Annotated in this window: 22 protein-coding genes and 1 pseudogene; 7 read left to right on the top strand and 16 right to left on the bottom strand. The window is 72.5% G+C overall.

Annotated features, from left to right (window positions below; genetic code table 11):
• Positions 1 to 16 precede the first annotated feature (16 nt).
• The 11 genes from ACIBJE_RS04745 to ACIBJE_RS04695 form a co-directional block, all read right to left on the bottom strand.
• Complete coding sequence (locus tag ACIBJE_RS04745; protein WP_396742831.1) at positions 17 to 1816, bottom strand: asparagine synthetase B family protein; 1800 nt, start codon at positions 1814 to 1816, stop codon at positions 17 to 19.
• 17 nt (positions 1817 to 1833) lie between these two features.
• On the bottom strand, positions 1834 to 2250 hold the full coding sequence (locus tag ACIBJE_RS04740) for an NUDIX domain-containing protein (RefSeq protein WP_396742828.1): 417 nt from the start codon (positions 2248 to 2250) through the stop codon (positions 1834 to 1836).
• Positions 2247 to 3212 (bottom strand): glycosyltransferase family 2 protein, encoded by a 966-nt coding sequence (locus ACIBJE_RS04735; RefSeq protein WP_396742825.1) that lies wholly within the window; start codon positions 3210 to 3212, stop codon positions 2247 to 2249. The genes ACIBJE_RS04740 and ACIBJE_RS04735 overlap by 4 nt, the downstream gene beginning before the upstream one ends.
• 1 nt (position 3213) lies before the next feature.
• The gene (locus tag ACIBJE_RS04730; RefSeq protein WP_396742822.1) at positions 3214 to 5205 is read right to left on the bottom strand and encodes a carbamoyltransferase; all 1992 of its coding nucleotides are present in this window, start codon (positions 5203 to 5205) and stop codon (positions 3214 to 3216) included.
• A complete protein-coding gene (locus ACIBJE_RS04725) occupies positions 5202 to 6356 on the bottom strand; it encodes a Gfo/Idh/MocA family protein (protein WP_396742820.1) in 1155 nt (384 codons plus the stop codon). The genes ACIBJE_RS04730 and ACIBJE_RS04725 overlap by 4 nt, the downstream gene beginning before the upstream one ends.
• Positions 6353 to 7345 carry an Ldh family oxidoreductase gene (locus ACIBJE_RS04720; RefSeq protein ID WP_396742817.1) on the bottom strand — a complete coding sequence of 331 codons (993 nt, stop codon included), beginning with the start codon at positions 7343 to 7345 and terminating at the stop codon, positions 6353 to 6355. Before ACIBJE_RS04720 ends, ACIBJE_RS04725 begins: the two co-directional genes overlap by 4 nt.
• A complete protein-coding gene (locus tag ACIBJE_RS04715) occupies positions 7338 to 8654 on the bottom strand; it encodes a DegT/DnrJ/EryC1/StrS family aminotransferase (protein ID WP_396742814.1) in 1317 nt (438 codons plus the stop codon). The genes ACIBJE_RS04720 and ACIBJE_RS04715 overlap by 8 nt, the downstream gene beginning before the upstream one ends.
• A 22-nt stretch (positions 8655 to 8676) precedes the next feature.
• Positions 8677 to 10425, bottom strand: coding sequence for an aminotransferase class I/II-fold pyridoxal phosphate-dependent enzyme (locus ACIBJE_RS04710; RefSeq protein ID WP_396742811.1), 1749 nt, complete (start codon positions 10423 to 10425; stop codon positions 8677 to 8679).
• 229 nt (positions 10426 to 10654) lie between these two features.
• Positions 10655 to 11578, bottom strand: a complete 924-nt coding sequence (locus ACIBJE_RS04705; RefSeq protein ID WP_396742808.1) for a phosphotransferase family protein — start codon at positions 11576 to 11578, stop codon at positions 10655 to 10657.
• Between the two features lie 68 nt (positions 11579 to 11646).
• Positions 11647 to 12951, bottom strand: a complete 1305-nt coding sequence (locus tag ACIBJE_RS04700) for a condensation domain-containing protein (RefSeq protein WP_396742805.1) — start codon at positions 12949 to 12951, stop codon at positions 11647 to 11649.
• Positions 12952 to 12987: 36 nt separating this feature from the next.
• The gene (locus ACIBJE_RS04695; RefSeq protein WP_396742802.1) at positions 12988 to 14634 is read right to left on the bottom strand and encodes an AMP-binding protein; all 1647 of its coding nucleotides are present in this window, start codon (positions 14632 to 14634) and stop codon (positions 12988 to 12990) included.
• Between the two features lie 324 nt (positions 14635 to 14958).
• Here ACIBJE_RS04695 and ACIBJE_RS04690 point away from each other — a divergent pair, with 324 nt between their 5' ends.
• The gene (locus ACIBJE_RS04690; RefSeq protein WP_396743521.1) at positions 14959 to 15159 is read left to right on the top strand and encodes a hypothetical protein; all 201 of its coding nucleotides are present in this window, start codon (positions 14959 to 14961) and stop codon (positions 15157 to 15159) included.
• Positions 15160 to 15314: 155 nt separating this feature from the next.
• Here ACIBJE_RS04690 and ACIBJE_RS04685 read toward each other — a convergent pair whose 3' ends face one another.
• From ACIBJE_RS04685 to ACIBJE_RS04665, 5 genes and pseudogenes are all read right to left on the bottom strand, one after another.
• Positions 15315 to 15524, bottom strand: coding sequence for a hypothetical protein (locus ACIBJE_RS04685; RefSeq protein ID WP_396742800.1), 210 nt, complete (start codon positions 15522 to 15524; stop codon positions 15315 to 15317).
• Between the two features lie 224 nt (positions 15525 to 15748).
• Positions 15749 to 16000: pseudogene (locus ACIBJE_RS04680) on the bottom strand (helix-hairpin-helix domain-containing protein); the annotation flags it as partial.
• Between the two features lie 1193 nt (positions 16001 to 17193).
• Positions 17194 to 18543, bottom strand: coding sequence for an FAD-dependent oxidoreductase (locus ACIBJE_RS04675; RefSeq protein WP_396742797.1), 1350 nt, complete (start codon positions 18541 to 18543; stop codon positions 17194 to 17196).
• Positions 18544 to 18572: 29 nt separating this feature from the next.
• Positions 18573 to 18917: a TcmI family type II polyketide cyclase gene (locus ACIBJE_RS04670; protein WP_396742794.1), complete on the bottom strand. Its 345-nt coding sequence runs from the start codon at positions 18915 to 18917 to the stop codon at positions 18573 to 18575.
• An 84-nt stretch (positions 18918 to 19001) separates the two neighbouring features.
• Positions 19002 to 19808, bottom strand: a complete 807-nt coding sequence (locus tag ACIBJE_RS04665; protein WP_396742791.1) for a BTAD domain-containing putative transcriptional regulator — start codon at positions 19806 to 19808, stop codon at positions 19002 to 19004.
• 401 nt (positions 19809 to 20209) lie between these two features.
• Here ACIBJE_RS04665 and ACIBJE_RS04660 point away from each other — a divergent pair, with 401 nt between their 5' ends.
• From ACIBJE_RS04660 to ACIBJE_RS04635, 6 genes are all read left to right on the top strand, one after another.
• Positions 20210 to 20548, top strand: a complete 339-nt coding sequence (locus tag ACIBJE_RS04660) for a TcmI family type II polyketide cyclase (RefSeq protein ID WP_396742789.1) — start codon at positions 20210 to 20212, stop codon at positions 20546 to 20548.
• A gap of 137 nt (positions 20549 to 20685) precedes the next feature.
• Positions 20686 to 21468: an SRPBCC family protein gene (locus ACIBJE_RS04655; protein ID WP_396742786.1), complete on the top strand. Its 783-nt coding sequence runs from the start codon at positions 20686 to 20688 to the stop codon at positions 21466 to 21468.
• A complete protein-coding gene (locus ACIBJE_RS04650) occupies positions 21461 to 21859 on the top strand; it encodes a cupin domain-containing protein (RefSeq protein ID WP_396742783.1) in 399 nt (132 codons plus the stop codon). Before ACIBJE_RS04655 ends, ACIBJE_RS04650 begins: the two co-directional genes overlap by 8 nt.
• Positions 21856 to 23130: a beta-ketoacyl-[acyl-carrier-protein] synthase family protein gene (locus tag ACIBJE_RS04645; protein ID WP_396742781.1), complete on the top strand. Its 1275-nt coding sequence runs from the start codon at positions 21856 to 21858 to the stop codon at positions 23128 to 23130. Before ACIBJE_RS04650 ends, ACIBJE_RS04645 begins: the two co-directional genes overlap by 4 nt.
• A complete protein-coding gene (locus ACIBJE_RS04640) occupies positions 23127 to 24383 on the top strand; it encodes a beta-ketoacyl synthase N-terminal-like domain-containing protein (RefSeq protein ID WP_396742778.1) in 1257 nt (418 codons plus the stop codon). The genes ACIBJE_RS04645 and ACIBJE_RS04640 overlap by 4 nt, the downstream gene beginning before the upstream one ends.
• Complete coding sequence (locus ACIBJE_RS04635; protein ID WP_396742775.1) at positions 24380 to 24736, top strand: antibiotic biosynthesis monooxygenase family protein; 357 nt, start codon at positions 24380 to 24382, stop codon at positions 24734 to 24736. The genes ACIBJE_RS04640 and ACIBJE_RS04635 overlap by 4 nt, the downstream gene beginning before the upstream one ends.
• Positions 24737 to 25067: the final 331 nt, after the last annotated feature.

Raw genomic sequence — 25067 nt, 5'->3', positions numbered from 1 at the left:
GACCTACCGCCGATGGTCATCCGTCGACGGTTCCGCAGTCGTCCGGGGCGGGTCCGAGTCCGGTCGCGCCCCGGGCCCAGAGCGCCCAGAGCAGGGCCATGGTGCGGGTTCGGTCGTACCGGTCGCCGGCCGGGGCGCGGCGTACCCGGTGGAGCAACGCGGCCAGGTCCCGGGGCAGGTCGTGGGTGAGCGCGGCGGTGATCTCCCGGTCGTACCAGGCGCTCAGCTCGCCGGTCAGCCAGCGGGGGACCGGCGAGGCGAAACCGCGCTTGTCGGCGTTGCCCACCACCCACTCCGGGACGCCCAGCTCCCGGGCGGCGGCCCGCAGGAGCAGTTTGGTGCGTACCGCGTCCGGAGCCCGCAGCCGGGCCGGGGCGGCGAACGACGTCTCCAGCAGCTCCCGGCTCAGATAGGGGGAGCGCCGTTCCAGCCCGAAGGAACTGGAGAGCTTGTCCGCGGTGAGCAGCAGGGCCGGGAGGGAGAGAAGTTGGTCGACGAGGGTGACCGCCTGGTCGGCGCGGACCGGTTGGTCGAAAATGCCGTGCACGAGCGAACGGACCGTACCGTTCGCGTCCGGACCGCGCAGCACCAGGCTGAGGTACCGGTCCCGGGGGGCGGCCCGCTCCAGCCCGGCGTGGCGTAACCGCTGCGCCAGCGGCGTGTACGCGGTGAAACCGGCGTCCAGGACGTCCTGCGGTCCGAAGAGCGCCAGCAGGTGTCGGACGTACCCGAGCAGGTACTCGTCGGGGCCGACACCCGCCGAGACGACCCGGAGGCCGGTCTGCGCGACCGCCCGGTAGCAGAGGTACTCCGGGAGGAGACTGGCGTTGCCCAGCGGGTAGTCCAGCGCGGTCACGATCCGCCCGGCCGTCCGGACGAAGTCGGCGGCCGTCGGCTCGACGACGACCAGCCGCGCCCCCACGTCCCGGGCGATCCGCGCCGCGCGGTCCGACTCGTCGAACTCCGGGTAGCCCGGATACCGGACGGTGACGCAGACCGACGGGCGCAGAAGGTACGCCAGCACCCCCGAGTCGGTGCCGCCGCTGAGCAGGAGCGCCTGGTCACCGCAGTCGCGGTGCCGGGCGACGCTGCCGGCGAGCTGCCGGGCGTACCGCTCGATCCAGCCCTGGGTGTCCGCCGGGTCCACGTCGACGGTCGTCGTCGCGGTGCCGAGGTCCCAGTAGACGTGGGTGCCCGTACGGCCGGTGAGGTGGTCGTACCGCAGCACGGTACCCGGGGCGAGTAGCTCGATTCCCGCGTACGGCGTGCTCGGTCGGCCCACCGGCAGTTCCACCGCCTGCACCGCCAGGGGCAGCGACAGGGTGGCACCGGGCCCCTCCAGCAGGGCCTTGACCTCCGAACCGAAATGGAGGGCGCCGTCGACCAGCCGGTAGTAGACCGCCTTCTGCCCGATCCGGTCCCGCACCAGGTACGTGGCGGAGCGACGGGGGTCGTGGATCGCCGCGGCGTACATCCCGTCGATCCTGGCCAGCAGGTCGAGGCCCTCCCGGAGGTACGCCTTGAGCAGGAAGTGGGTGTCCGTCTCGTGCGCCGACAGCGGGATGTCGAGCTCGGCGGCGAGTTCCCGGAACCCGTAGATCTCGCCGTTGTAGGTCAGCATCACCCCGCTGTCGGAGTCGACCACCGGGCCGTACCCGTACCCGGGGTCGACGATGGACAGGGTGGTCATGGCGAAGACGGCCCGACCGTCCCCGGCCGCGATGACCCGCAGCGCGTCCGGTCCCCGGTTCTGGAGGGTTTTCGCCATCGCCGCCACCAACGTCGGATCACCGGACTGCCCGTTCGGTGTCGCCACGCCGCAGATCCCGCACATCAGGTGTCCCCTTGCTCGGGCAGGGCGCGCAGCAGCTCGCGCACGTACGGCGGGATGAGGAGGTCCGGCCAGCGGTGCCGGGCGACGAACTCCAGCCGCTGCCCCTCGCCCAGGACGAGCTGGCCGGGATCGCCCCGGAAGTCGACGACGAAGACGTGCAGCAATTGGCCGCTACCGTGCTCGTCTACCACCTGGCCGATCTCCCGGGCGTCCCGGACGACGAGTCCGGACTCCTCGTGGACCTCGCGGACCACGGCCTCGCGGGCGCTTTCGCCGGGTTCGGTCCCGCCGCCGAGCACCGACCAGTGCGCTGGCCACACGATGTCCGGACGGTCGTCGCGCAACTGCATCAGGACGGCCCCGTCCCGGTCCCGGACGACGGCGAGCACACCCCGCCGCCGGGTGGTGGCGCTCACCGTCCGTCCGGGGACATGCGGCCCCCTGCGCCGTACGCCAGTTCGCCGACCACGGCGGCCACCGGCGCGGCACCGGCTCGGCGCAGGGTGGCTCCGGTCCGCCGCCAGAACGCGTCGAGCACGTCGAGTGCCTCCTCGGGCGTGCACGCGCCGGAGGCCACCTCCTGCATCAGTACCCGGAAACAGGAGTCCGCGTCGACGAGGGCCTTGGTCCAGTAGAAGGCACCCCCCTCCCGCTGCCGGGACGCCGTGCCCCGGGGCACCCGGGGCACCCGGTACCGGGTCAGTGGGTCGGCGAGGTACACCACCTCCGGGCAGAGCGCGAACATCCGGAGAAAGGCGTGAGCGTCCTCGGAGACCATGGTCCGCGGGAACCGGCAGCGCTCTGCGACGGCCGCCCGAACCGCCACGGTGGAGGTGAGGCTCATGTACCCGTGTACGCAGGTCATCTCCCGCCAGGGCCGTTCCAGGATCCGGTCCTCGTCGGCCTGGGTGTCGAGGATCTCCGCCACCGCCTCCGGCAGCTCGTCCGGGTGCCGGGGTCGGGACGCCTCGTCGATCACGGTGAACGCGCTGAACGCCATCCCGGCGCGGGGCCGGTCGGTCAGGGCCGTGCGTAGCGCCGCGAGCCGGTGCGGCTCGCAGACGTCGTCGGCGTCGAGGAAGACCACCAGGTCCGCGCCCTGCCCCAGCGCCCAGTCGACACCGGCGTTGCGCGCCCCGCCGGGCCCCTGGTTCTCGGGTAGGTGGATGACGGTGCTCCGGTCGGCGACCGGGGCGACCAGCTCGGCGAGCCAGGACCGTTGGTCGGACGTGCCCGGCCGGGGATCGTGGACGATCGCCAGCAGCCAGTCGCGGTCGGTCTGGGCCAGCACGGAACCGACCGCCTCCCGCAGGTAGCCGGGGGAGTGCGGACCGTCCGGGTGGTACGGGACCACGAAGCACGCGGGGGGCCGGGACATGTCAGGCCCCCCGACGGTCGGACGGCGACGGGGCCGGGGCGACCCGGATGAACCGCTCCTGCCAGAGCGTGTGCAACTCCGCCAGGAGCGGGGAGCTGGCCGGCACGCCCAACTCGTCGAGCCGGGCCCGCCCGTCGAGCCGGCACAGGACCGGGTGCGCCCGCGCCGAGACCGACCGCCGACGCCGGTGCATGTGAGGCAGGACGACGTGGTGCACCGGGCCGTCGGCGCCGTGCACCGTCTCCAGGTGCACGGCCGGCATCAGCTCGGCCACGAAGGACGACGGGAGCCGCACCTCGGATTCCCGCCGGGTCACCAGGTGGTCGCCGATGACGAGCCGGTCGAGCCCGGTGGTGAGGAAACAGGCCAGGGCGTCCGCCGCCGAGTCCACGATCGGCTCGGCGTGGTTGTTGAAGGACGTGTTGAGCAGCATCGGCACCCCGGTGCGCCGGCCGAAGGCGCCGAGCAACGACCAGAACCGCTCGTCGACCACCCGGTCGACCGCGTGCACCCGGGCGGTGCCGTCGACGTGGGTGATCGCGCCGAGCAGCGGACGGAACTCCTCCCGTACCGGGACGGTGAAGACCATGAAGTCCGGGTCGTGCGCGCCCGGCGTCATGTCGAAGTACACGCGCAGGTGTTCGGCCTGGACGGAGGGGGCGAACGGTCGGTAGCCCTCGCGCTGCTTGATCATGTGGTTGACCCGGTCCTTGTTCTCCACCGGCCGGGGGTCGGCGAGGATGCTGCGGTGACCGAGTGCCCGGGGACCGAACTCGGAACGGCCCTGGACCCAGCCGACGACCTTGCCCTCGGCGAGCAGGTCGGCGGTGACCTCGGTGATGTCCGGGTGGCGCTCGTAGCGGACCAGGTCACCCCAGGCGTCCAGGAGTGCCGTCACGTCGGCCGGGTCGGCCAGCGGTGGTCCCAGGTGGACGTGGCGGCGGCGCACCGACTTGATCGGTCCCCCGTCCGCTGCGGCGAGCACCGCCGCGCCGTACGCCGCGCCCGAGTCGTGGGCCGCCGGGTGGACGAAGACGTCGCTGAAGTGTCCCGAACGCAGCAGCCGACCGTTGAGCGTGCTGTTCTGCCCGACCCCACCGGCGACCGCGAGGTGGCGGTGCCCGGTCTCCCGCTGCCAGTGCAGGATGCAGTGGGTGGCCAGCCGCTCGGCGGTCTCCTGGAGGGCTGCGGCGAGATCCCGGTGCTGGCCGGTGAAGGGCTCCCCGTTGCGGCGCGGCACGAAACCGGCCCGGAACATCGTGGTCCGGAGCCGGTCGCTGTCCACCGTGAATCCGCCGTCCGGCCGCAGCTCGTAGAGGGACCGCAGGACGTCGCGATAGCGGGCCGGGTCACCCAGCGGTGCCAGCCCCATCACCTTGTACTCGTCGAAGAGCCGGTACCCGAGCAGCTCGGTGCCCCTGGTGTAGAGGTGACCGATCGAGTCGGCGGTCGGCCGTCGGTCCAGGGCCACGAGGGTGCCGCTCTCCGCGCTGTACACGGTCATCGAGTCGTTCTCGCCGTTGCCGTCCATCACGACGACGAGCGCGTCGGGCATGCCGGCGTCGGCGTAGACACTGGCGGCGTGGGCCGGATGGTGTTCGACGAAGCGGAGCCGGTGTGGTGCGACGCCGGCCGGGTCGACCTCGCGGAACCGTTCATGGACGAGCGACCGGGCTGACCGCAGCGGTACCCCGGGCTTCTCGACGTACTGGTGGAAGAGTTCCTTGTCGGTGTACTCCTCAGCGAAGAAGAAGGCCACCTCGTCGACGGCGGCGAGCGGGACACCGGCGACGTCTAGGCAGGCCCGCACGGCGTGGACCGGGAACGTGTTGGTGTGCTTGATCCGGGTCAGCCGTTCCTCCTCCACCGCGCAGACCAACTCGCCGTCGACGAGGATGGCGGCGGCGGCGTCGTGGAAGAACCACGGGGGCAGGTGGGAGATGTGGGGACGCCCGGGAAGATCGAACTGACCGTTGACACCGAGAACAATCATGTCGCTGTCGCCATCTCGTCGAATCCGTCGCGAAGGATGTGCGGTGGGGTGGGTCCGCCGCTGCGCCCGGCCGCGAGCAGGGCGCAGACTTCGGTGATGTGGGCGTGCGTCGCCGCGTCGAGGGTCAGCCGGGTCCGACCGAGGACGGCGTCGGCCAGCTCCGCCACCCCTCGCGAGACGTCCATGTCGTGGGAGTCCCGGTAGCCGGCGACCGGTCGCCCGGCGGGAGCGTCCACGAACGGCAGTGGCACGGCCGGCTCGAGGTAGTCGTGCTGCTTGCCGCTGGGACGGCGACGACGGCGCAGCAGCACCGGCGACCGGTACGACCAGGCGTCCTCCACCCGCAGCACGCCCTGGTCGCCGACGACCGTGAAGGAGAGGTCGGAGGGGGCCACCCAGCCACAGGTGATCCGGCAGACCACGCCGTCGGCGGTCCGGAGCACACCGACGCTGAAGTCGGGGGCGAGGTCCAGCCCGGCGGGCCACTCGTGGTGCAGCACGGAGGCGACGGTCGACTCGACCCGCAGCACCGGGCCGAACATCGCCACCACCCAGCTCACGTAGTAGGCCGCGTGCTCCCACGTGCACCCGGTGGCCAACTCGTCGATCGTCGGCCACGGCACGCCTCGGGCGCTGAACCACTGGTCGCTGCCGAGGTAGGGCAGCGGTCCGTTGTCCAACTCGGCGTAGACGAGCCGGGGAGTGCCGATCCGGCCGTCGCGCAGCGCCTGCCAGAGCGTCCGGGCCGACTCGCCCAGGACCGAACAGGGTGCGCCGCCGACCAGCACACCCCGCTCCCGGGCCAGGGCGACCAGCTCGAAGGCCGCCTCCGGTCGTAACGCCAGAGGCTTCTCGCAGTAGAGGTGCCGCCCGTGCGCCAGAACGCGTCGGTTCACCTCGTCGTGCACGGCCGGCGGGGTCAGGTTGAGCACGATGTCGACCGCCGGATCGGTCAGCAGGTCCCGTTCGTCGACCGCCGCCCGACCGCCGTACCGGGCGCAGAACGACCGCAGTCGGTCGCCGTCCGGGTCGAAGGCGCCCACCAGGCGCAGTTGCGGATGGTTCGGCAGGGTGGCGCCGTAGAAGTCCGCGACGTAGCCGCAGCCGAGAACGGCCACCCCCAGCACGGACGGGCGCGCGGTAGCGCTCACGGGATCTCACATCCTCTCCGGCGCAGCTCCGCCACCAGCGACGCGGTCACCGCCACCGTGGTGGGGGCCGGGTCGGCCCGGCCGGGCACCCGGACCGCCCCGGCCGGGTCCGCGTCCGCCGTCAGACGCCGCAGGGAGGCCTCCACCGCTCGGCGGTATCCGTCCAGGTCGGTCCGGTTCGCCACGTCGACCACCAGGGCGAAGCCACCGGAGAGCCGGTCGGCGTCCGGGCCGGCGGCCAGCGCGGCCAGCAGCGGGGCGACCAGACCCAAGGCGTAGCCCTTGGCGTCGGCGGCCGGTCGCACCCACCCGCCGTCGAGGACGGCCGCCGGGTCGGTGGTGCCGGTGCCGTCGGCGGCGCAGGCGACTCCCGCCGGCAGCGGCCGACCGGCCTCCCGGGCGGCCACCACCGCGTTGTACGTCGTCGCCGAGGTGGCCAGGTCGACCACGACGGGTGGCCCCTGCGCCGGGAAGCCGAACGCGACCGGGTTGGTGTCGAGCCAGCGGTGTCGACCGCCGAAGGGACTCACGAACGCCTCCGGCGACCCGAGGGAGCCCACTGTGAGCATGGCTATCTGGCCGTTCCGGGCCAGCCTGTCGACGTAACCGCCCAGCCGGCCGCAGTGCGCGACGTCCGGCAGCACCGCCGTCGCGCAGCCGTACTCCCGGGCGGCCCGGCCCGCCACGGCCAACGCGGTGCGTACCAGGTGCGGGCCGAGCACCCGGCTGCCCCGGGCGACCACGTGCGAGCCGTCCCGCCGCAGCTCGGGTACGGCCGCGGCGTCGAGCCGTCCCTCGGCCAGGTCGTCGAGGTAGCCGGGCAGCAGCCGCAGGCCGTGGCTGGGGTGGGCCGCCATCTCGGCGTCGACCAGCGCGTCGGCAACGTCACCCGCCGGACCGGGCGGAACGCCCCGGGCGGCCAGGGCGGTCCGGGTGACCGTCCTGGCCTGTCCGGGGGTCCAGCACCGGCCGGCGTTCCGCTCAGCCATTACCGCGCTCGTCGACCTGGACCGTCTCGTCGCCCCGGTCTCCCTCGTGGAGCTGTTCGTGCTGTTCCACCACCTTGCGGAAGAGCGCCGCGTACTGCTCGATGACCGCTGGCTCGTACCGCTTGAACGGAGGCACGGTGAAGGCGCGGGCACCCTCGGCGCGGGGCAGGTCGCCGCGCCCCTGCGGGACCAGCCGGCCGGAGGCGGCGTTGGTGGGTCGTCCCTCCCGGTAGACGTCGGCGTCCTGGAAGAGCGGGTGCAGGTGCAACGGTTCCCGGATGCACTGGCGGGTCCAGGTGTGGAAACCCTCGGCGCGGACCGCCTCGGCGAAGCGGGCGGCGGAGAGCCCGCCGAGCTCCTCGGCGCGGTACACGGCGTGGGGGCAGTACCAGCCCCCCATGGTGCTGCCCGAGTCCCGGGGTGGCCGGTGGGCGTGGATACCGGGCAGGTCTGCCAGGAGATCCCAGAAGTGGTTCATCGCCTGGTCGATCTCGCGCATCCGTTCGTCGTACCGGCGCAGCTGGACCCGGCCCACGGCGGCCGAGAGGTTGTGCATCCGGGAGGTGATCCCGCCCAGCGGCAGCCCGGCGTAGCGGAGCAGGGCCGGGTCCTTGACCTCGTCGGCGTTGAACCGGAAGTTGTGTCCCCAGGCCACCGCCCGGTCGAAGATCGTCCGGTCGTCGGTGACCAGGATGCCGCCCTCGCCGACCGCCAGCGGCTTGCCGCAGAGCGAGAAGGCGGCGACGTCGGCGAGGGTGCCGACCTTCCGGCCCCGGTAGAGCGACCCGTGGGCGTGTGAGGCGTCCTCGACCACCTTGATGCCGTGCCGGGCGGCGATCTGCATGATCCGGTCCATCTCGGCGGGGTAACCGAGCATGTGGACCACCACGATCGCCTTGGTCCGGTCGGTGATCCTCCGTTCCAGGTCGGCGGGATCGATGTTCAGGGTCATCGGGTCGATGTCGGCGAAGACGATGGTCGCCCGTAGGCTCATCACCTGGACCGCGCTCGCCCAGTACGTCGACGTCGGGACGATGACCTCGTCGCCCGCGCCGACCCCGACGCCGTAGAGTGCCCCCAACACCGCGTGCGTGCCGCTGCTCTCCGAGAGCACGTACTCCACGCCCAGCCAGTCCCGGAAGTCACGCTCGAACGCCGGCACGGTCTGGTTGTCGAAGAAGTTCGGTTTCCGCATCAACTCCAGCACGGCGGCCTCCTCCTCCGGCCCGAAGACCGGCCACTGGAAGAGTTCGTCGTGCTGGTTCCGGATGGCGGGCTCGCCGCCGAGAATTGCCAGCCGCTCGGACATTTTTCCACCTTTCGGTAGGGGGTCAGCCCTCGAGGAAACGCAGGCCGGAATAGACACTGAAAAGGCACTCGACCAACATCCGGGGAGCTGGTGAGAACGACATACGCAGGAGTCGGGTCCGGTTCGTCGGCAGCCGCATGCCCTCCTCGGGAATGGTGCGGACGCCGAGCGTGTACGCCAGGAACGCGAAGACGTCGAACGCCGTTCGGGCCTCGATCCCGGCCCGGGTGAGCGTGCCGCGCGCCAGCAGCGGCCGGCAGTCAACCACGCCGAAGAACCCGGCCTCCGGCTCGTGGGCCAGGGTGAACCACCGGGACAGGCCCTCCTGGAGGAACTCGTCGACCAGCCGCCGGTCCCCGTCCGTGTCCCCGGTGACCTCCGTACCGGCCGCGCGTTTCTCGCCGAGCAGTGCCAGGGCGTACCGCCGGATCTCGGTCTCCACGTGCTCCGGCACGGGTTGGACGGCGGTCCCCCGCAGCATCGCCCGGAACATCGTCAGCCGGTTCTCGTAGCCCAGGTACGGGTCATGGGAGGCCCGGTGGAGGTAGTCGTCGGCGCGTTGCCGGTGAAGTCCCAGCGCGGCGGCGGCGGCTCGCTGGGCGACCAGCGGGACGAAGCCGACGCTGTTCTCCACCAGCCGACGCAGCCGCTTGACGTCCCGGCGGTCGACCAGCATCAGTCCCACCCGGATGTTCGCCATGCCGAAGGGCTTGGAGAGGCCGAGCAGGGTGTGGCAGGTCGGCACCCGTCCCTGCAACGAGTGCAACCGGTCGCCGGACAGCCGTACCGAGTGGTAGGCCAGGTCCTCGACGACGGCGATGTCGGCGGTCCGCAGTACCGCGCCCAACTCGGCCACCTCGTACTCGCGGTAGACGTGGCCGGTCACGGCGGGGCTGATGTGCAGCAGGGCCCGAACGGCGGGCGGGCGGACCAGGTTGACCAGGTCCCGGCGGGGATCCTGGCGGACCGGTTGCCGGCGGGGCAACGCGGTGAGCAGCCGACGGCGCAGCTCCCGGCGGCCCGGTGCCGCGTCCGTGGGTAGGCCGTCGACGAACCGGTCGACCAGGGCGGCGAGGTCGTCCTCGGGGATCGTGACCAGCCCGCGTCGTCGGGCGTCCTGAAGGCCGAGGGTGACGTGCGCGTGGCGCAGCGGAAACCACCGCCGGTACAGCTCCTGGTCGACCTCGGCGATACGCCGGGCCAGGACGTCGGGGCGGACCCGGCCCGTCTGCTCGCACTCCACCATCTCGACCGCCCCACCAGCCCGGTACGGCTGGGCGAGGAAGAACCCGTACCCGACCGAGGGCATGAGGATCACGTCACCGGGCCGCTGGACCAGATCGCGGCAGAGCGCGTCGAAGAGGTTCACGGTGCCGCAGCCGACCACCGTGCCGAGCCGGTCCAGTTCGGTCGCCAGGGCGAGGCCCTCGTCGCGCAGGAACCGGGCGACCGCCTCCTCCAGCGCCGGCTCGGTCTCCGGCCCCACGTAGCGCGGAAGTTCCCGCCAGATGGTGGACATGTCGGTCAGCGTCTCGACGACCTCCTGCGGAGGCGGGAAGCCGGAGTCACCGGTGTCCAGGTTGCCGGCGGCCGGTAACCAGTCGACCGTGCTGCCGTCGGCCAGACGTCGGTGATCGCGCGAGGTGAACACCGAGAACATCGAGTCGCAGAGGAACTGGAAACGGGAGATCTCGTCCTCGCGTACGGTCCGGTACTCGTCGTGGAACTCGGCCAGCAGTTTTGCGAGTTCCCCGAGTTCCGATTCCCTCAACCCAGGAGAAATGGGGTGCAACGGTGGCGTTCGTGGCATGGATCGTCCGCCTCTCCGATCGGATGATCGATGAGCGAATCAGGTGATGGAATTTGTCACCGGTCAGCCGGATCCGGCGCGGTGCGCGGAGCGGATGGCCGGGCACGGTGCCATGGCGCGGAGGCCGCGCCATGGCCCGCCGTGGGTCACGTGCGTAGCGGGTGGACGGGTGGGACGGAGCGGATACCGGTCAGCGCATGGCGGCGACCACGCCGCGCAGGTAGTGCTCCAGCTTCGCGCAGACCTCCGGGGAGAAGGTGTGGCTGGGCGACTCGGGGAAGAGGTCCAGGACCGCGCGCAGGTCCCAGAAGGGGTCGTGGACGTACGACGGCACGGCGGCCCGGTACCGCGTCAGGAAGGCGTCGGCGGTCGGCACGTCGTACACCACGGCGAGATTCCACCGCATGTGTCCGAGGTCGAACGCGGCCACCCCGACCGCCGCCGATCCCCAGTCGACCATGCCGGAGACCCGGTGGTCGGTCCAGAGGATGTTGCCCGGGTTGAAGTCCCGGTGCACGAAGACCTTCGGGGCGAGGTCCCGTCCGCCGGGGTCCCGACCGAGCGCGAACGCCTCCGACCAGAGTTCCTTGTCGCTGGCGGCCGAGGGCGGGGTGTCCTCCAGCCGCCGGTTGTAGAAGTGGTACGCCGGCAGTTCGTCGCCGAGCCGGACCCGGTGCACCGCCGCGATCGCCTCGGCGAGGGAGCCCAGTTCCGACGGACCGGGCGGATCGGTCGGACACGGTCCACCGGGGACGTGGCTCATCAGGAGCGCGGGCAGCCCGGTCGCCGATCCGCTCGCGTCCAGGGCGAGCAGTCGGGGAGCGGGAATTCCGTGCCGCTCGGCCAGGCGCAGGACGGTCGCCTCCCGCTCCGGGCTGAGATACCCCTCGGTCTCCCGCCAGTCCGGGCGGATCCAGCGCCGCAGCACCACGGGGGTGACGGTGCCGTCCGCGCCGCGTACCGTCACCCGGTGGATGGCGCTGGAACTGCCACCGGGGAGGAACTCCACCCCGTCCAGGGTGCCGTCCGGGTCGACGGTGCCACGCACCCATTCCAGGGCCCGGGCGTCCGGCGGGAGGTGCCGTCGCTCGTACCAGGGGGTGTTCTCGTCCATGTCCCTGTTGCCTTTCCTACCGTGGACCCGCGCGCGCGAGTGCCGTCGTGGACCGCCGTGCGGCCGGTTCAGCCGTCGGCCTTCAGGATGATCCCTTCGATCTCTTCCAGGACCGCGCCGACAGCCCGTTTCGGGATGAACGCGGTGTCGGCGAAGAGGGACAGGCTCTGGATGGCCGGCCAGATGTCGCAGTAGGCGACGATCCGGTCCTCCTCGAAGTTGCTCAGCCAGCCGAAGTGCCGCTGACGTGCCCGGTGGGTCACCTGATCCCGGGCGGTGTCGGGGGCCACCGGCACCTCCGGGGTGATGTTGACGGTCACCCGCGCCCACCGGTTGAACTCGCCGGCGAACATCTCCCGCTCGGCGTCGCCGGGGGCGCAGAGGCCGTACGGGTACGCGTCCAGGATCCGGTCGTGCGCGTGCCGCGCGTACTCGGCGAAGGTCGGGTGGTCGGTCCTCAGCCGGACCGGCACCTGCTGGGAGTAGTGCCCGACCGAAGCGAGGGACTCCCGGGTGGGCCGGTTCGCGGTCCGTACCATCATCAGGACCTCGTCGGTGTCGAAGAACCGGGCGAAGGCGAGGCCGTACGCGGCCACCAGCAACGACGGGCCGGTCACCCCGAGCTGCGCGGCATGCGCCCCGAGCAGGTCGAACGCCTCCGGGCTGGTCAGCTGGCCGTGCCAGTACCGGGGACTCGCGCTGGCCTTCAGGTCCGGCTGGCGGGGGAACCGGGGGGCGGTCGCGAACGTGTCGCGCCAGTACCGGATCGACCGTTCGTGTAGTCGTCGTCCCGGCTCGGACGCCTCCCAGCCGGCCTGCTCCAGGGGCTGCCAGGTGGCGGCGGGGAGCGTCGCGCCGGCGAGGAGCGCGGTGTACTCCCGGCTGACCAGGGTGCCGGACCAATCGTCGAGCACCATGTGCGAGGTGACCAGGAGGAGGTACCGGGGGGCACCATCACGGGTCAGCAGAGCGCACCGGAACAGCGGGCCGACGGCCGGGTCGAAGACGTGGCTCTTGTAGCGGGCGAGCAGGGCGTTCCTGCTCTCCCGCAGGTCGTCGACCCCGCACTCCCAGATGTCGACCTCGAAGAGCTGGCCCTCCGTGACGTGCTGCACCAGTTCTCCGTCCGGGCTGCGGGTGTACGTCGTCCGGAGCGACTCGTGCCGCTCGACGACCAGCCGGAGCGCCATCAGGGCCTCGCTGACCGAGACCCCCGCACCGATGGGGACGGGCAGTTCGACGTTGATCCGTGAGTCCTCGAAGCGCAGACTCTCCACTGCCTCGTAGATGTACTGCTGTCCCCAGGTCGCGGGCTGTCGCGAGGTACGGGTGCCGCCCGCGAACAGATGCACGGTGCGGATGTGTCGTGTCACGCCGGTGGACTCCTTTGCCGTCTCGCGGATTCCGTATCACCGACCAGCCAGGCGGCGGTCCAGCTCCCGGACGCTGGCCGAGTTGAACAGCGCCGCCGGGGTCACCTCCACCTGCCACTGGTCGCCGAGGAACCAGGAGAGGGTGACCAGGTCGATCGAGCTGAGACCGTTCGCGGTGAGGCTGGCGTCCTCGTCGACCCGTTCGCAGCCCATGGCCCGCAGCACGGCCGGCAGGGAGCGCAGGTCGGCGCGGACCGCCCCGGGCACGAGTCGCCATCCCTCGGCCACCAACAGATCCCGGACCCGCTGGCGCTGCACCTTGCCGTGCTCGGAGCGGGGCAGGTCGGTGCCGAACATCAGGTGGCTCGGACGGCGGTTGTTGCGGAGCCGGGCCAGCGCGTGCCGCTCCACCGTCTCCCGGTCGGGCCGCCGGTCCGGCGCGGTCACCAGCAGCACACCGATCGTCTCGCCGAGGAACGGGTCCGGGATTGCGGCGGCGGCGGCATCCCGCACCCCGTCGAGCTCCCGGAAGACGGCCTCCACCTCGGAGAAGGCAATCTTCTCGCCGCCGCAGTTCGCCGTCTCCGCCTTGCGGCGGTGGTACCAGACGCGACCGGCCGGGTCACGGACACCGAGATCGCCGGTGGACACCCAGTCGTCCACCGGGGTCACCGGTGCGTCTCCGGGGTGGACCGGGAGGTGGCCGCGTCGGGCGAGGACGGTGTGCCGTAGCTGGATCTCGCCGATCGCACCGGTGGGGAGAACCGTGCCGTCCTCGCCCACCACCCGGACCTCGGTATCGGCCGCCGGTCCGCCAAGTTCGCCAGCCCAGTCGCTTTCCTGGCCCGCGGTACCGTCGGCCACGAGCGTCGTCAACCGAGCCCTGCCCGATTCGGTACTGGAGTAGTCCATCCACACCTGTGCTTCGGGAAACAGTCGGCGCAGCAGCCGGTGGTCCGGTAGGGTCAGCGCCGCCGATCCGAGCCAGACACTCCGTATTCCGGTGAATGGCCGGACGTCGGAACCGCTTTCGGCGAGGATTCGCAGCATGGCCGGAACAAGTTTGACGCGGTCGGTTCCGTACCGTTGCACAGCGGTCCGGAAGGTGTTCTGGTCCAGCTGCGGAAGGGTGACGACCAGCCGTCCCCGCACCAGCGGGTAGATGAGGTGTGACATGCCGTCGACCGAGTGCGTCGGGGACGCCACCAGCAGGGCGTCGGGGAACCAGGTGTCGACGTCGGTGTCGTGGAAGGTGTCCGTGTCGGGGATGGCGACGGCCTTGGGTTCGCCGGTCGTGCCGGAGGTGCGGACCACTGCGGTCAGACCGCTGCCGCCGTCCTCCGCCGCGGCGAAGAGGGCCTTGAGCTGGGTGTCGTCGGCGCGTTCCCGCTCGTCGAGGAGAGTCCGCACGTCGACGGGGGTGAGCACGGTCCCAGCGCCGACGGTCTGCCACCAGGGACCGGTGACGTCGGCGGGGGAGAGCATCACCGGGACGGCGCCGACCGCGTGCACGGCGGTGAAGGCGACGGCGGCGTCGGGGGTCGCGGCGACCGGGAAGCAGAGCCCGACCAGATGGCCGGCGGCGATGCCCCGCATGCGCAGGTGATCGGCCAGCCGGGCCGTCCGGTCTGCCCACTCGGTGAAGTCGAGTGTGGCCGAACCGTCCGCGACGACGTGCGCCAAGCGGTTTCCGCCTTGGGCGCAGCGTCGCTTCAGCGCTTCGCAGACATTCATACTCGCCTCCGTCGTGGATCGGCGTACAACGAGTTGGCTCGAGCCGGAAAAGGGCTTCAACCGGCTGGCGCGGCGGTCTCGACAGGCGCTAATGAGTTCGATGTCGGCCTATCTGCCATGAGACAGTAGCGTGTGGCTTTCCAACGTTGCAAGGGGTGGTGGCCCAAACACGCGCCGTCAACGCGCGTGCGTCGGCGCCCGTCACCGGCTCCGGCTTCGGTGACGCGGACGGGAACCGGTCGAGGAGGAGTAACATGCGCCGGTGATTCGCGTATGGGGCCGACAATCGCCGCCGACACCCTGCGCCGCACCTACCGCGACACGGATCCCAAGCGCTACCAGCGCGATCGTCAGCGCGATCGGTCGCTGCTCTCCGTGGCCGCCACTCGCCCCCGCGACGAGCTGGCCGTGTTCTGGCACGGCACGCCCAGCCCGTTGCTGACCAGCTGTCTCGTGCAGCGCCAGGTGCCGTGAGTCCCGGCGACCCACGTCGTCAGGCTGGAGCCCGATCCCCGTCATCGCCGAAGACGATCGGAGTGCGGACCGATCCGGCAGAGGGCTTCGCCGCACACGGGAACGGCCCACGTCCACCATCCATGGCGGACGCGGGCCGGGGTGGGGAGCGGGGCCTACTGGGACGGCTGGGGAAGTTCGCAGTCGACCTTCGGGTTGGCGCCCACGTAATTGAGCGGCCCGGCCACGACGGTGACCAGGATCGTGCCGGCCTCGGCGCAGTTGGTCTCCTCGCCCTCGAAGTAGCCGCGCTGTCCTGCGGCGATCGCGCCGATGACGAGCCAGATCACCAAGAGAACTCCGAATATCGACGGGCCACGCCGCATGGCTGCCTCCCTCGTAATGGTGGGTCGAGTGAGGCGGGTTGTACCCAGACGCGGTGAACGGCCAAACCGCGTGTGGCGTGAACCGGCCTGGTCGGCGCCAGCCGCCCCGCGCCAGCCGCCCCGCGCCGACACCGGCCGCCGCCGGGGACGACGCGCGACGGCGATCCGACCCGACGGCGGTGGCCGGTGGCGGAGCGGGGCGGGGCGGGGCGGGCGGCGGCGGGTCAGGCGGTGGGGGCGGTGGGGGCGGGGAACACCTTGTCGGCCTCGGCGGGAGCGTCGGCGAGGATGCGGGCCTGCTGCGGCCAGCTCGCCAGGCCCGGGGCGGCACGCAGGCCCGCGCCCCGGATCACCTCGCGCAGCCCTGCCTCGTCGCGCTCGGCCAACTGCCGGTAGGTGCGGATGCCGGCGGCCTGGAGGGCGGCGGCGATCTTCGGCCCGATGCCCTGGATCCGACGGAAGTCGTCGTCCGGACCGTCCTCCGCCTTGCGCGGCGTGACCGCCGTGTCGTGCTGCCCGGCCGTGGTGTCCGCCTCGGCCGGTACGCTGCCGGCCGTCGGCTGGACCGGCTGGATCTGGTCGTCCGCCGGGGCGGCCGGTCCCGCCGTGGGCTCGACCCGGTCGGCCGCCACGGGTTCGGCTGCCACTGGTTCGGCCACCTCGGCCGCCATCCGCTCGGTCTTGGCCGGCTCGGTCGCGGTCGGTTCGGTCTTGACCGGCTCGACCTCGGCCGGTTCGGTGGTGGCCGGTTCGGCCGTGGCGAGCTCGACCGTGGTCGGCTCGGCCTCGACCGTGGTCGGCTCGGTGTGAGTGGCCTCCGCTACCGGCGCGGGAAGGGGCCGGGTCCCCGGGGCCGGCTCGGTCCGGGCGGTCACCGGCTCGGGCTCCCCGTCGATGGTTCCGGGCTGCGGGGTCACCGGGTCGGTCTGCGCGTCGACGGGTTCGAGCTGCGCCTCCACCGGCTCGACCCGCGCGCCCGCCGGCCCGCCCGACGAGGCGGTCGGCTCGGTCCGGGGCGCCATCGGCTCGGCCTGGGCATCCACCGGCTCGCTGTACGCCACCGGGGCCGGGGTGGGACGGGCCGGGTCGGGGTCCGTGCTGAGGGGGAGGTTCGGCGTGTGGTCGGACCGGTCGGGCGTCGCGGGTACGTCGACCGTCTCCGGCCGTGCGGCAGAGTCCACCGGCGCGGCGGTGGTGTCCGCCGTGGGGGCAGCGGCGTCGGCCGTGGACCGGTCGGCCGAGGTGCCCGGGGCTGGCGTCGAGGTGGTGGTGGCCGCCGGGCGGCCCGGTCGGGTGAAGACCGGGTCCACCCCGGACGGCGGGCGGCCGGTGGCCTGCCGGCCGCGCAGCGCCCAACCGGCGGCGGCGCCGCCCACCACCGCCAGGATGAGTAACAATGAGTGTCCGAACGTCCACGCCACGGCGTACCTCCCAGTGCGTACGGCGAAAGTGCGAGAAAAGTCCGCCGCAGCTTCGCATACGCGTGTTACCGGCCTCAGCCTGGCCGGGAGGATCCCGTGCCGCCGGTCGGGTCGGGCGGTTCGGGTGGGAGGTCGACGGGGGAGCGCCGGAACGGTGCGTGGCACACGATGGCGCACCGTGACGGCGGTGCCGGCACCCTGCTCGTCGGCAGGAGAGACAGGTGCCGGCACCGCCGTGGGGAGGGGACTCAGTCCTCCGCGCCCCGGTAGGCGTAGAGGTCGTCGACGAACTTGCGGCGCAGTTTCGGTACCCGGCTGGTCACTCCGAAGTAGCCGCGGGCGCCCAGCAGCGCGAGTCGACCGACGACCGGGCGGTAGAGCGGGTCGTCGCCGTTGGTGCCGTTGTTCTTCAGCGAGTCGGCCACCCGGGCGAAGCCGTACGGCAGCATCTGCGCCTCGTAGTCGCCGACCGCCTCCAGCAGCGGCTTGTCCCCGCCGGTCGCCGCGGTGAGCTCTCGGCAGAGCAGGGCGGCGTCGCGCAGCGCGGTGTTCGCCCCGACCCCGCGTCCCGGGGTCATGGTGTGGATGGCGTCGCCGAGCAGGGTGACGGTGCTGGGCTTCCAGGGCGGGACCGGTTCCGACGTGGCCACCTTGATCGGCAGGCAGCTGCCCGGGTCGCTGCGGGCGAGCAGCTCGCGCAGGTTCGGGTGCCAGCCCCGAGTCAGCTGCAGGGCGAGGTGGACGAGGTCGTCGCCGCGTCGGCGCATCACGTCGGACGGGAACCGGCGGGCGGTGCTCCAGATGATGATGTTGATGTAGTCGCGGGTGTTGTCGTAGAGCAGGCCCGGCCAGCGGTCCAGCAGGTGGGCGTCGGCTCCGCCGATGCCGGACTTGAGCCCGCCGCTGCTGTCCCACTTGAACTCCATCACGTGCAGGATGCCCATCATCCCGCGGGTGCCGAAGATGAGGGAGATGCCCTCCAGGACGCGGGGCGACAGCAGGCTGCGGGTGTGCTCGGTGAGCGGGATCTTCACCGCGATGTTGATGCTGCCGGCGTCCCGGGTCACCGCGTGCGGCAGGTACTGCCGGCGGACGGCGGAGTGGGTGCCGTCGGCGGCGACCAGCAGGTCACCCACGGCGGAGCTGCCGTCGGCGAAGTATGCGGTGACCGTGCCGTCGTCGTGCTGCTCGTACCGGGTGAAGGTCTTGTCGAAGTGGACGACGTCCTCCATGCCGGTGAGCAGGACCTGCCGCAGCGTCATCCGGGAGACCGAACGGTCGGTGTTCACCGGGTCGGTGTCCGGTCGCAGCTCGAAGGAGGCGGTCTGGCGCAGCCGTTGGGTGATGACGTTGAAGTAGCGCGGGGAGCGGGCGCAGGTGGCGACGAAGGTGTCGAACAGGTCCGGGGGTAGGCATTCGCGCAGGGCCCGGCTGCCGGTCGGGCCGATGCCGACCCGGTAGCCGAGCAGGCCGTCGGTGCGGGTGCGGTGACGTTCGTAGACGGCGACGCTGATCCCGGCCCGGCGCAGGCCGTGGGCCAGGCACATCCCGCCGGTGCCGGCGCCGATCACCAGGACGTGTGGGCGGCTGGAGGACATGGCAGCTCCTTGCGGCGCGGATCAGCGGGTCAGTCGAGGGCGCCGACGGACGGTGCGGGGGCGGCGTCCCAGCGGTAGAAGCACCCGGCGATCGCGTCCCGGGGGGAGCGCCAGGTGGGCAGGTACGGGGAGGTGTGTTCGGCGAGCCGTTCGTTGACCCGCAGGTAGAGCGGGTTGGTGCGGGCTCCGCCGACCGAGCCGGGGTCCACGTCGGTCTCCATCAGGTGGATGAGGACGTCGTGCAAGCAGTACAGGGAGCGGTGCCGGACGCCGGTCAGGGCGGGCAGTCCACCGGCGTCGGACTCGGCGAAGATCTCCGCCACCTGGTCCTCCGACCCCGGGACGATCCTGCTGACGATCAGTAGCCGACTCATCGGACTCCTTTCGCGACCGGCGTCCCGCGAGCTCGTGGGGACGCCTGGTGGGCCCACCCTGCCGGCCGGGCTGTCACCGTGCCGTCACCCGGATGTCGACGGTGGTGACGGTCCGGGCGCGGGTCGGGTGGGGCGTCGGGCGCCGGGTGGCGCCGGGCGGCGGCGGATCGGGGCGAGGGTGTCGTCGAGTAGGGCGCACATCGCCGCCGAGGGTTCCAGGTCCAGTTCCCGCAGGATCAGGTCGCGGTACACGTAGAAGGCGTGCAGCGCCTCGAAGGCGTTGCCCTCGGCGAGATGGATCTGCACCACCAGCCGGTGCGGGGTCTCCCGCAGGGGCTCGGCGGCCATCGCCTCCAGGGCCGCCTGGAGGGCCTCGCCGTGCCGGCCGGCCTGGAGGTGGGTGCGGGCGAGGTGTTCCAGCATGTGCAGGCGGAGTTGGCGCAGGCGTTCCCGTTCCAGCAGCACCCAGTCGTCGTACCAGCCGGGCAGCAGGTCGTGCCGACCGGCGGCGAGCGCCGCGGCGGCGCCGCGCGGGTCGCCGCCCTCGCTCACCCGGGCGGCGGTCCGTACCAGCTCGTCCACGTCGAGGTGGACGGCCGGATCGAGTCGTACGGTGTCGCCGCTGGTCAGCATCGGACAGCAGGGGTCCTGGCGCAGTCGCCACAGGGCGGTGCGCAGCGAGGACAGGGCGCGGTCCTCGGGCGCGTCGGGCCAGAGCAGGCCGGCGAGATGGCTGCGGGTGGCACCGGGGCGCAGCCCGATCAGCGCGATGATCCGTTGCAGTCCACGGGGGACGACCACCGGCCGGTCGTCGTGCAGCAGGCGGAAGCCGCCGAGCAGCAGCAGACGCACCCGGGGAGTGGCCGTCGGCGTGCTGGTGTCAGAGCCCACGGCCGCACCCCCTGCAGCGGAACCCTCGTCCCGTCGTCCACGGTGCCCGCCGGCTGCCCGCGACGACGGTGTCCGGTCGCGCGTCGGGGCGAGCGTCGCCGCCGGGCTGATAGCGACGAAGATTATCAATAGCAGTTACGCTGAGTCAACATCATGGTCGTCATTCCGGCCTCCTCGGCGCGTTCCCGAGAATGCCTCTGAGCTGGTAGTACGCGATACATCCTCCCGATGCGCCGGCAGGTGCGGGAGCCATTCTGCTCGTCCATCGTCAACCCAGCGTCACGGACGTGGGGTGCCAGTGGACGGTCTGTGGTGACGCCCCGATGACGCCGCTCTCGGCATCGTGTCGGCAGCCGTCCGGTCGTCGTGCGGCTCGGCGTCCGCCGTTGGAAGGGGTGTCCATGGACCGCTCGTTGATCGTCGCGAAGGTGCTGCCGACCGCGGAGTCGCGGGTCGCCGAGATCTTCGCCGAGTCGGACGCGACGGAACTGCCGCGCCTGGCCGGGGTTCGCCACCGGTCGCTGTACCGCCTGGACGACCTCTACGTGCACCTGCTGGAGACCGAGACGGCGGGGGAGGGGGCGGTGGAGACCGCACGCCGGCACCCCGAGTTCACCCGGATCAGCGACCGCCTGCGGCCGTACGTCTCACCGTACCTGCCGACCTGGCAGTCCCCACGGGACGCGATGGCGCGCTGTTTCTACCGCTGGGACGCCACCGGAAACGGGCGTCGGCCGTGACCGCGACCGGCCGACCCGTGTCGGGATGACCCCGCGAGCGCCCCGGCCCGCGTGCCGGGACGGCACGACCCGCATCTCGTACCGGCCCGGCGCGAACGCCCACGCCGCGGCTGCGGCCCACAGCTGAGAGGAACACCATGACCGTCACCCGAGGACCGGCCGGAGCGGCCCTGGCCACCGAGATCACCGACATCCTGGTCGCGCACTGCGGACTCGACCCCGACGCCGCGGCCCGCACCCCCGACGCCTCCCTGGCCGAACTCGGCATGGACTCCCTGGCCCTGCTCGAGTTGCAGGCCGTGGTCGCCGACCGGTACGGCGCGCGGATTCCCACCGAGACGAGCCACCTGAGCATTCCCGCCGTCGCCGACCTGGTCGCCGAGCAGAGCGAACCGCCCGACCGGGCCGATCCGCCCGACTCCCCGGAGCCGGCCGACCTGCCCGGCCACACCGAGAACAGCATCGTCATCGACGCGCCACGGCGGCTCGTCTGGGACCTCACCAACGACGTGGAGAACTGGACCGACCTGTTCACCGAGTACGCCTCGGTGGAGGTGCTCCACCGCGACGGGAACACGGTCCGGTTCCGGCTGACCATGAATCCTGACCCGGACGGCACGGTGTGGAGCTGGGTCAGCGAACGCACCGCCGACCCGGCCACCTGGCAGGTGCACGCGCACCGGGTGGAGACCGGACCGTTCGAGTACATGCGCCTGCACTGGCGCTACGACACGGTTTCCGACGGGAGCACCCGGATGACCTGGGTCCAGGACTTCCACCTGCGGCCCGACGCGCCCGTCGACGACCGCGGCATGGAGGACCGGCTCAATGCCGGCACCCGCGAGCAGATGGCGATCATCCGCGACAAGGTCGAGCTGATCGCCCGGCGGCGGGGACTGGAGGGGGACGACGATGAGTGAGACCGCCGACCGGGTCGTCGCGGCCCACGACGTCCCCGCCGACCGGCGGCGCGGCGCGGAGCTGCGGGTGCTGCTCGGACCGAAGACCGTCGGCTCCACCTCCGGGTTCATGGGGGTGGCGGCGTTGCTGCCGGGCGAACGCATCGCCGAGCACTACCACCCCTACAGCGAGGAGTTTCTCTACGTCACCCGGGGCGCGATCACCGTCGACCTCGACGACCGGCCGGTGCCGCTCGCCACCGGGGAGGCCCTGTTCGTGCCGGTCAACGTCCGGCACCGGTTGCGCAACACCGGCGACGAACCGGCCGAGGTGGTGTTCCACCTCGGGCCGCTGGCACCCCGACCGGAGCTGGGTCACGTCGACACCGAGGTCGTGGAGGCGACGCCGTGACCGGGCGCCGCACGGTGGTGACCGGTGTCGGGGTGGTCGCTCCGGGCGGCGCCACCCGGGACCGGTTCTGGAAGACGATCACCGAGGGGCGCACCGCCACCCGCCGGATCACCTTCTTCGACCCGTCCCCGTTCCGGTCCCGGATCGCCGCGGAGTGCGACTTCGACCCGGACGCCGCCGGCCTCACCCTCGACGAACGTCGACGCGCCGACCGGTACGTCCAGTTCGCGCTCGCCTGCTCCGCCGAGGCGCTCGCCGACAGTGGACTGGACCTCACCGACGCGCTCCGGGACGACGCCGGGGTCGTGCTCGGCTCCGCCGTGGGCGGCACCACCGCCCTGGAGCAGGAGTACGTTCGGGTCAGCGACCAGGGCGCGCACTGGCTGGTCGACCCGGGCCGCGCCGGCCCGTACCTCTACCAGGCGCTGGTGCCCAGCAGCCTGGCCGCCGACGTGGCGTGCCGGCACGGGCTGCACGGCCCGGCGCAGGTGGTCTCCACCGGCTGCACCTCCGGCATCGACGCGATCGGCTACGCCCACCAGCTCATCGCCGACGGCGAGGCCGACGTGGTGCTCGCCGGGGCCTCCGACTCGCCGATCTCCCCGGTCACCGTGGCCTCGTTCGACGCGATCCAGGCGACCAGCCCGGACAACGACGACCCGGCGCACGCCTCCCGGCCCTTCGACAACGACCGGCGCGGGTTCGTCCTCGCCGAGGGCGCGGCCGTGCTGGTCCTCGAGGAGGCCGGGCACGCCCGGCGGCGGGGCGCGCACGTCTACTGCGAGGTGGCCGGCTACGCCAGCCGCAGCAACGGCTACCACATGACCGGTCTGCGCCCGGACGGGCTGGAGATGGCCCTGGCCATCACCGACGCGTTGCGGCAGGCCCGGCTGGACCCGGCCGACGTGTCGTACGTCAGCGCGCACGGCTCCGGCACCCGGCAGAACGACCGGCACGAGACCGCCGCGTTCAAGCGGGCCCTCGGCGAGGCCGCGTACCGGGTGCCGGTCAGCTCGATCAAGTCGATGGTGGGGCATTCGCTCGGCGCGATCGGCTCGATCGAGATGGCCGCCTGCGCCCTGGCCATCGAGTACGGGGTGGTGCCCCCGACGGCGAACTGGGCCACCCGGGACCCGGAGTGCGACCTGGACTACGTGCCGAACGTCGCGCGGGAACTGCCGGTCGACGTGGCGCTCTCGGTGGGCAGCGGCTTCGGTGGCTTCCAGTCCGCGTTGGTCTTCCGTCGACTCTCCGGGTCGGTGCGGGAGTGAGCCCCCGGGCGGTGGTCACCGGCATCGGGGTGGTCGCCCCGAGCGGCATCGGCGTGGACGCGCACTGGCGCGCGGTGACCGCCGGCACCCGGGTGACCGGGCCGATCACCCTCTTCGACCCGGACGACCGCTACCCGACCCGGATCGCCGGCGAGGTGTCCGGCTTCGACGCCGCCCGGTACGCCGACAACCGTCGGCTGGTGCAGACCGACCGCTGGACGCACCTCGGGTTCGCCGCCACCGCGCTCGCCCTCGCCGACGCCGGGTTGCCCGCGCGGGCCACCGACCCGTACGGCTACGCGGTCACCCTGGCCAGTTCCTCCGGGGGTAACCTGTTCGGCCAGCGGGAACTGCAACGGCTCTGGGGCGGGCCGTCCCGCACGGTCGGGGCGTACCAGTCGATCGCCTGGTTCTACGCGGCCAGCGTCGGGCAGCTCTCCATCCACCACCAGTTCAAGGGACCGAGCGGGGTGCTGGTCACCGAGTCCGCCGGTGGGCTGGACAGCCTGGCGCACGCGGTGCGCACCGTGCGCAGGGGCACCCCGGTGGTGATCGCCGGGGCCACCGAGTGTCCGCTGAGCCCGTACGCGCTGGCCTGCCAGCTCCGCTCCGGACTGCTCAGCCCGGTCGACGACCCGGAGCGCGCCTACCGCCCGTTCGACGTCGACGCCAGCGGATACGTGCCGGCCGAGGGCGGCGCGGTCTTCGTGGTGGAGGAACACGGGCACGCCCTCGCCCGGGGCGCGCGGGTCTACGGCGAGGTGACCGGCTGGGGCGCCACCCACGACGCGGCGCACACCACGGCGGAGACCGCCGGCGACCCCGTCCAGTACGCCCGGGCCGTCCGCCTGGCCCTCGGTCGGGCCGGCGTGCACCCGGACGAGGTGGACGTGGTGCTGCCCGACGCCCTCGGCACGCGCCGGCACGACCGGGCCGAGGCGGAGGCCCTGCGGGCGGTGTTCGGCACCCGGCCACCCCCGGTCACCACGCAGAAGCCCCTCACCGGTCGGGCCCACCAGGGCGGGTCGGCGTTGGACGTGGCGACCGCGCTGCTCGCCCTGCATCACGGCCAGCTGCCCGTCTCCGCCGGGCCGATGCGCCCGGCGGACGGCTGCGAGCTGGACTTCCTGCGCCGGCCACGGCGGCCGGAGACCGGGGTCGCGGTGGTGTGCGCCCGCGGCTTCGACGGTTTCAACAGCGCACTGGTGCTGCGCGGGGCGCAGCCACCTGGGGAAGGGAGCGGGGGATCATGATCGAACGACGGGCGCGCGTGCTGTTCCTGGTGCGGGTGGCGGTGGAGCGGACCGCGGATTTCCTCCAGGCGTACGAGCTGGTGCGGCACCAGGTCAACGGGGTGCGGGGCCACCTGGTCGACCAGGTCTGCCGGTCGGCCGTCGACCCGGAGCAGTGGTTGGTGACCAGCGAGTGGGCGACCCTGGCCGACTTCGAGGAGTGGGAGCGCAGTGCCGGGCACCGGGAACTGCTGCGGCCGATGCGGGAGTGTTTCACCGAGGCGAGGTCGCTGCGGTTCCTGGTGCACGCCCAGACCCCCGCGCCCGAGGCGGTCTGCGCGGTGCCGGCGGAGGTGGACGTCGCCCACTGGTGAGGCGGACACGGTCGGGCCGGGCCCGGCGGTCGGGACGAGACACCGTCCCGACCGCCGGGCCCGTCGACGTGCCCGAACCGGTCGACCACGTCGTCCGGAGCGTCGGCGGGCCGGCACCTGCCCCGGCGTCGGCCACCGACCGGCGGGACAACGAGACATGCCGATCCGTCGTACGATCGGTGCCGCCTGCCTGATCGGACGGTCACAAGGGACGGCCGCCCCAGGGGTGCTCAGCTGGACGATCCTGCCGTGCCGGCCGGCTTCCGGCAATCGGGCCCGGCGCTCTAATTGATCTAGCCATTCGCATCTGGTCACGCCTCGGACGGCTGTC

This window comes from Micromonospora sp. NPDC050187, from assembly GCF_044459745.1.
Taxonomy (GTDB): domain Bacteria; phylum Actinomycetota; class Actinomycetes; order Mycobacteriales; family Micromonosporaceae; genus Micromonospora.
This window is presented reverse-complemented; position numbering and strand designations above follow the sequence as displayed.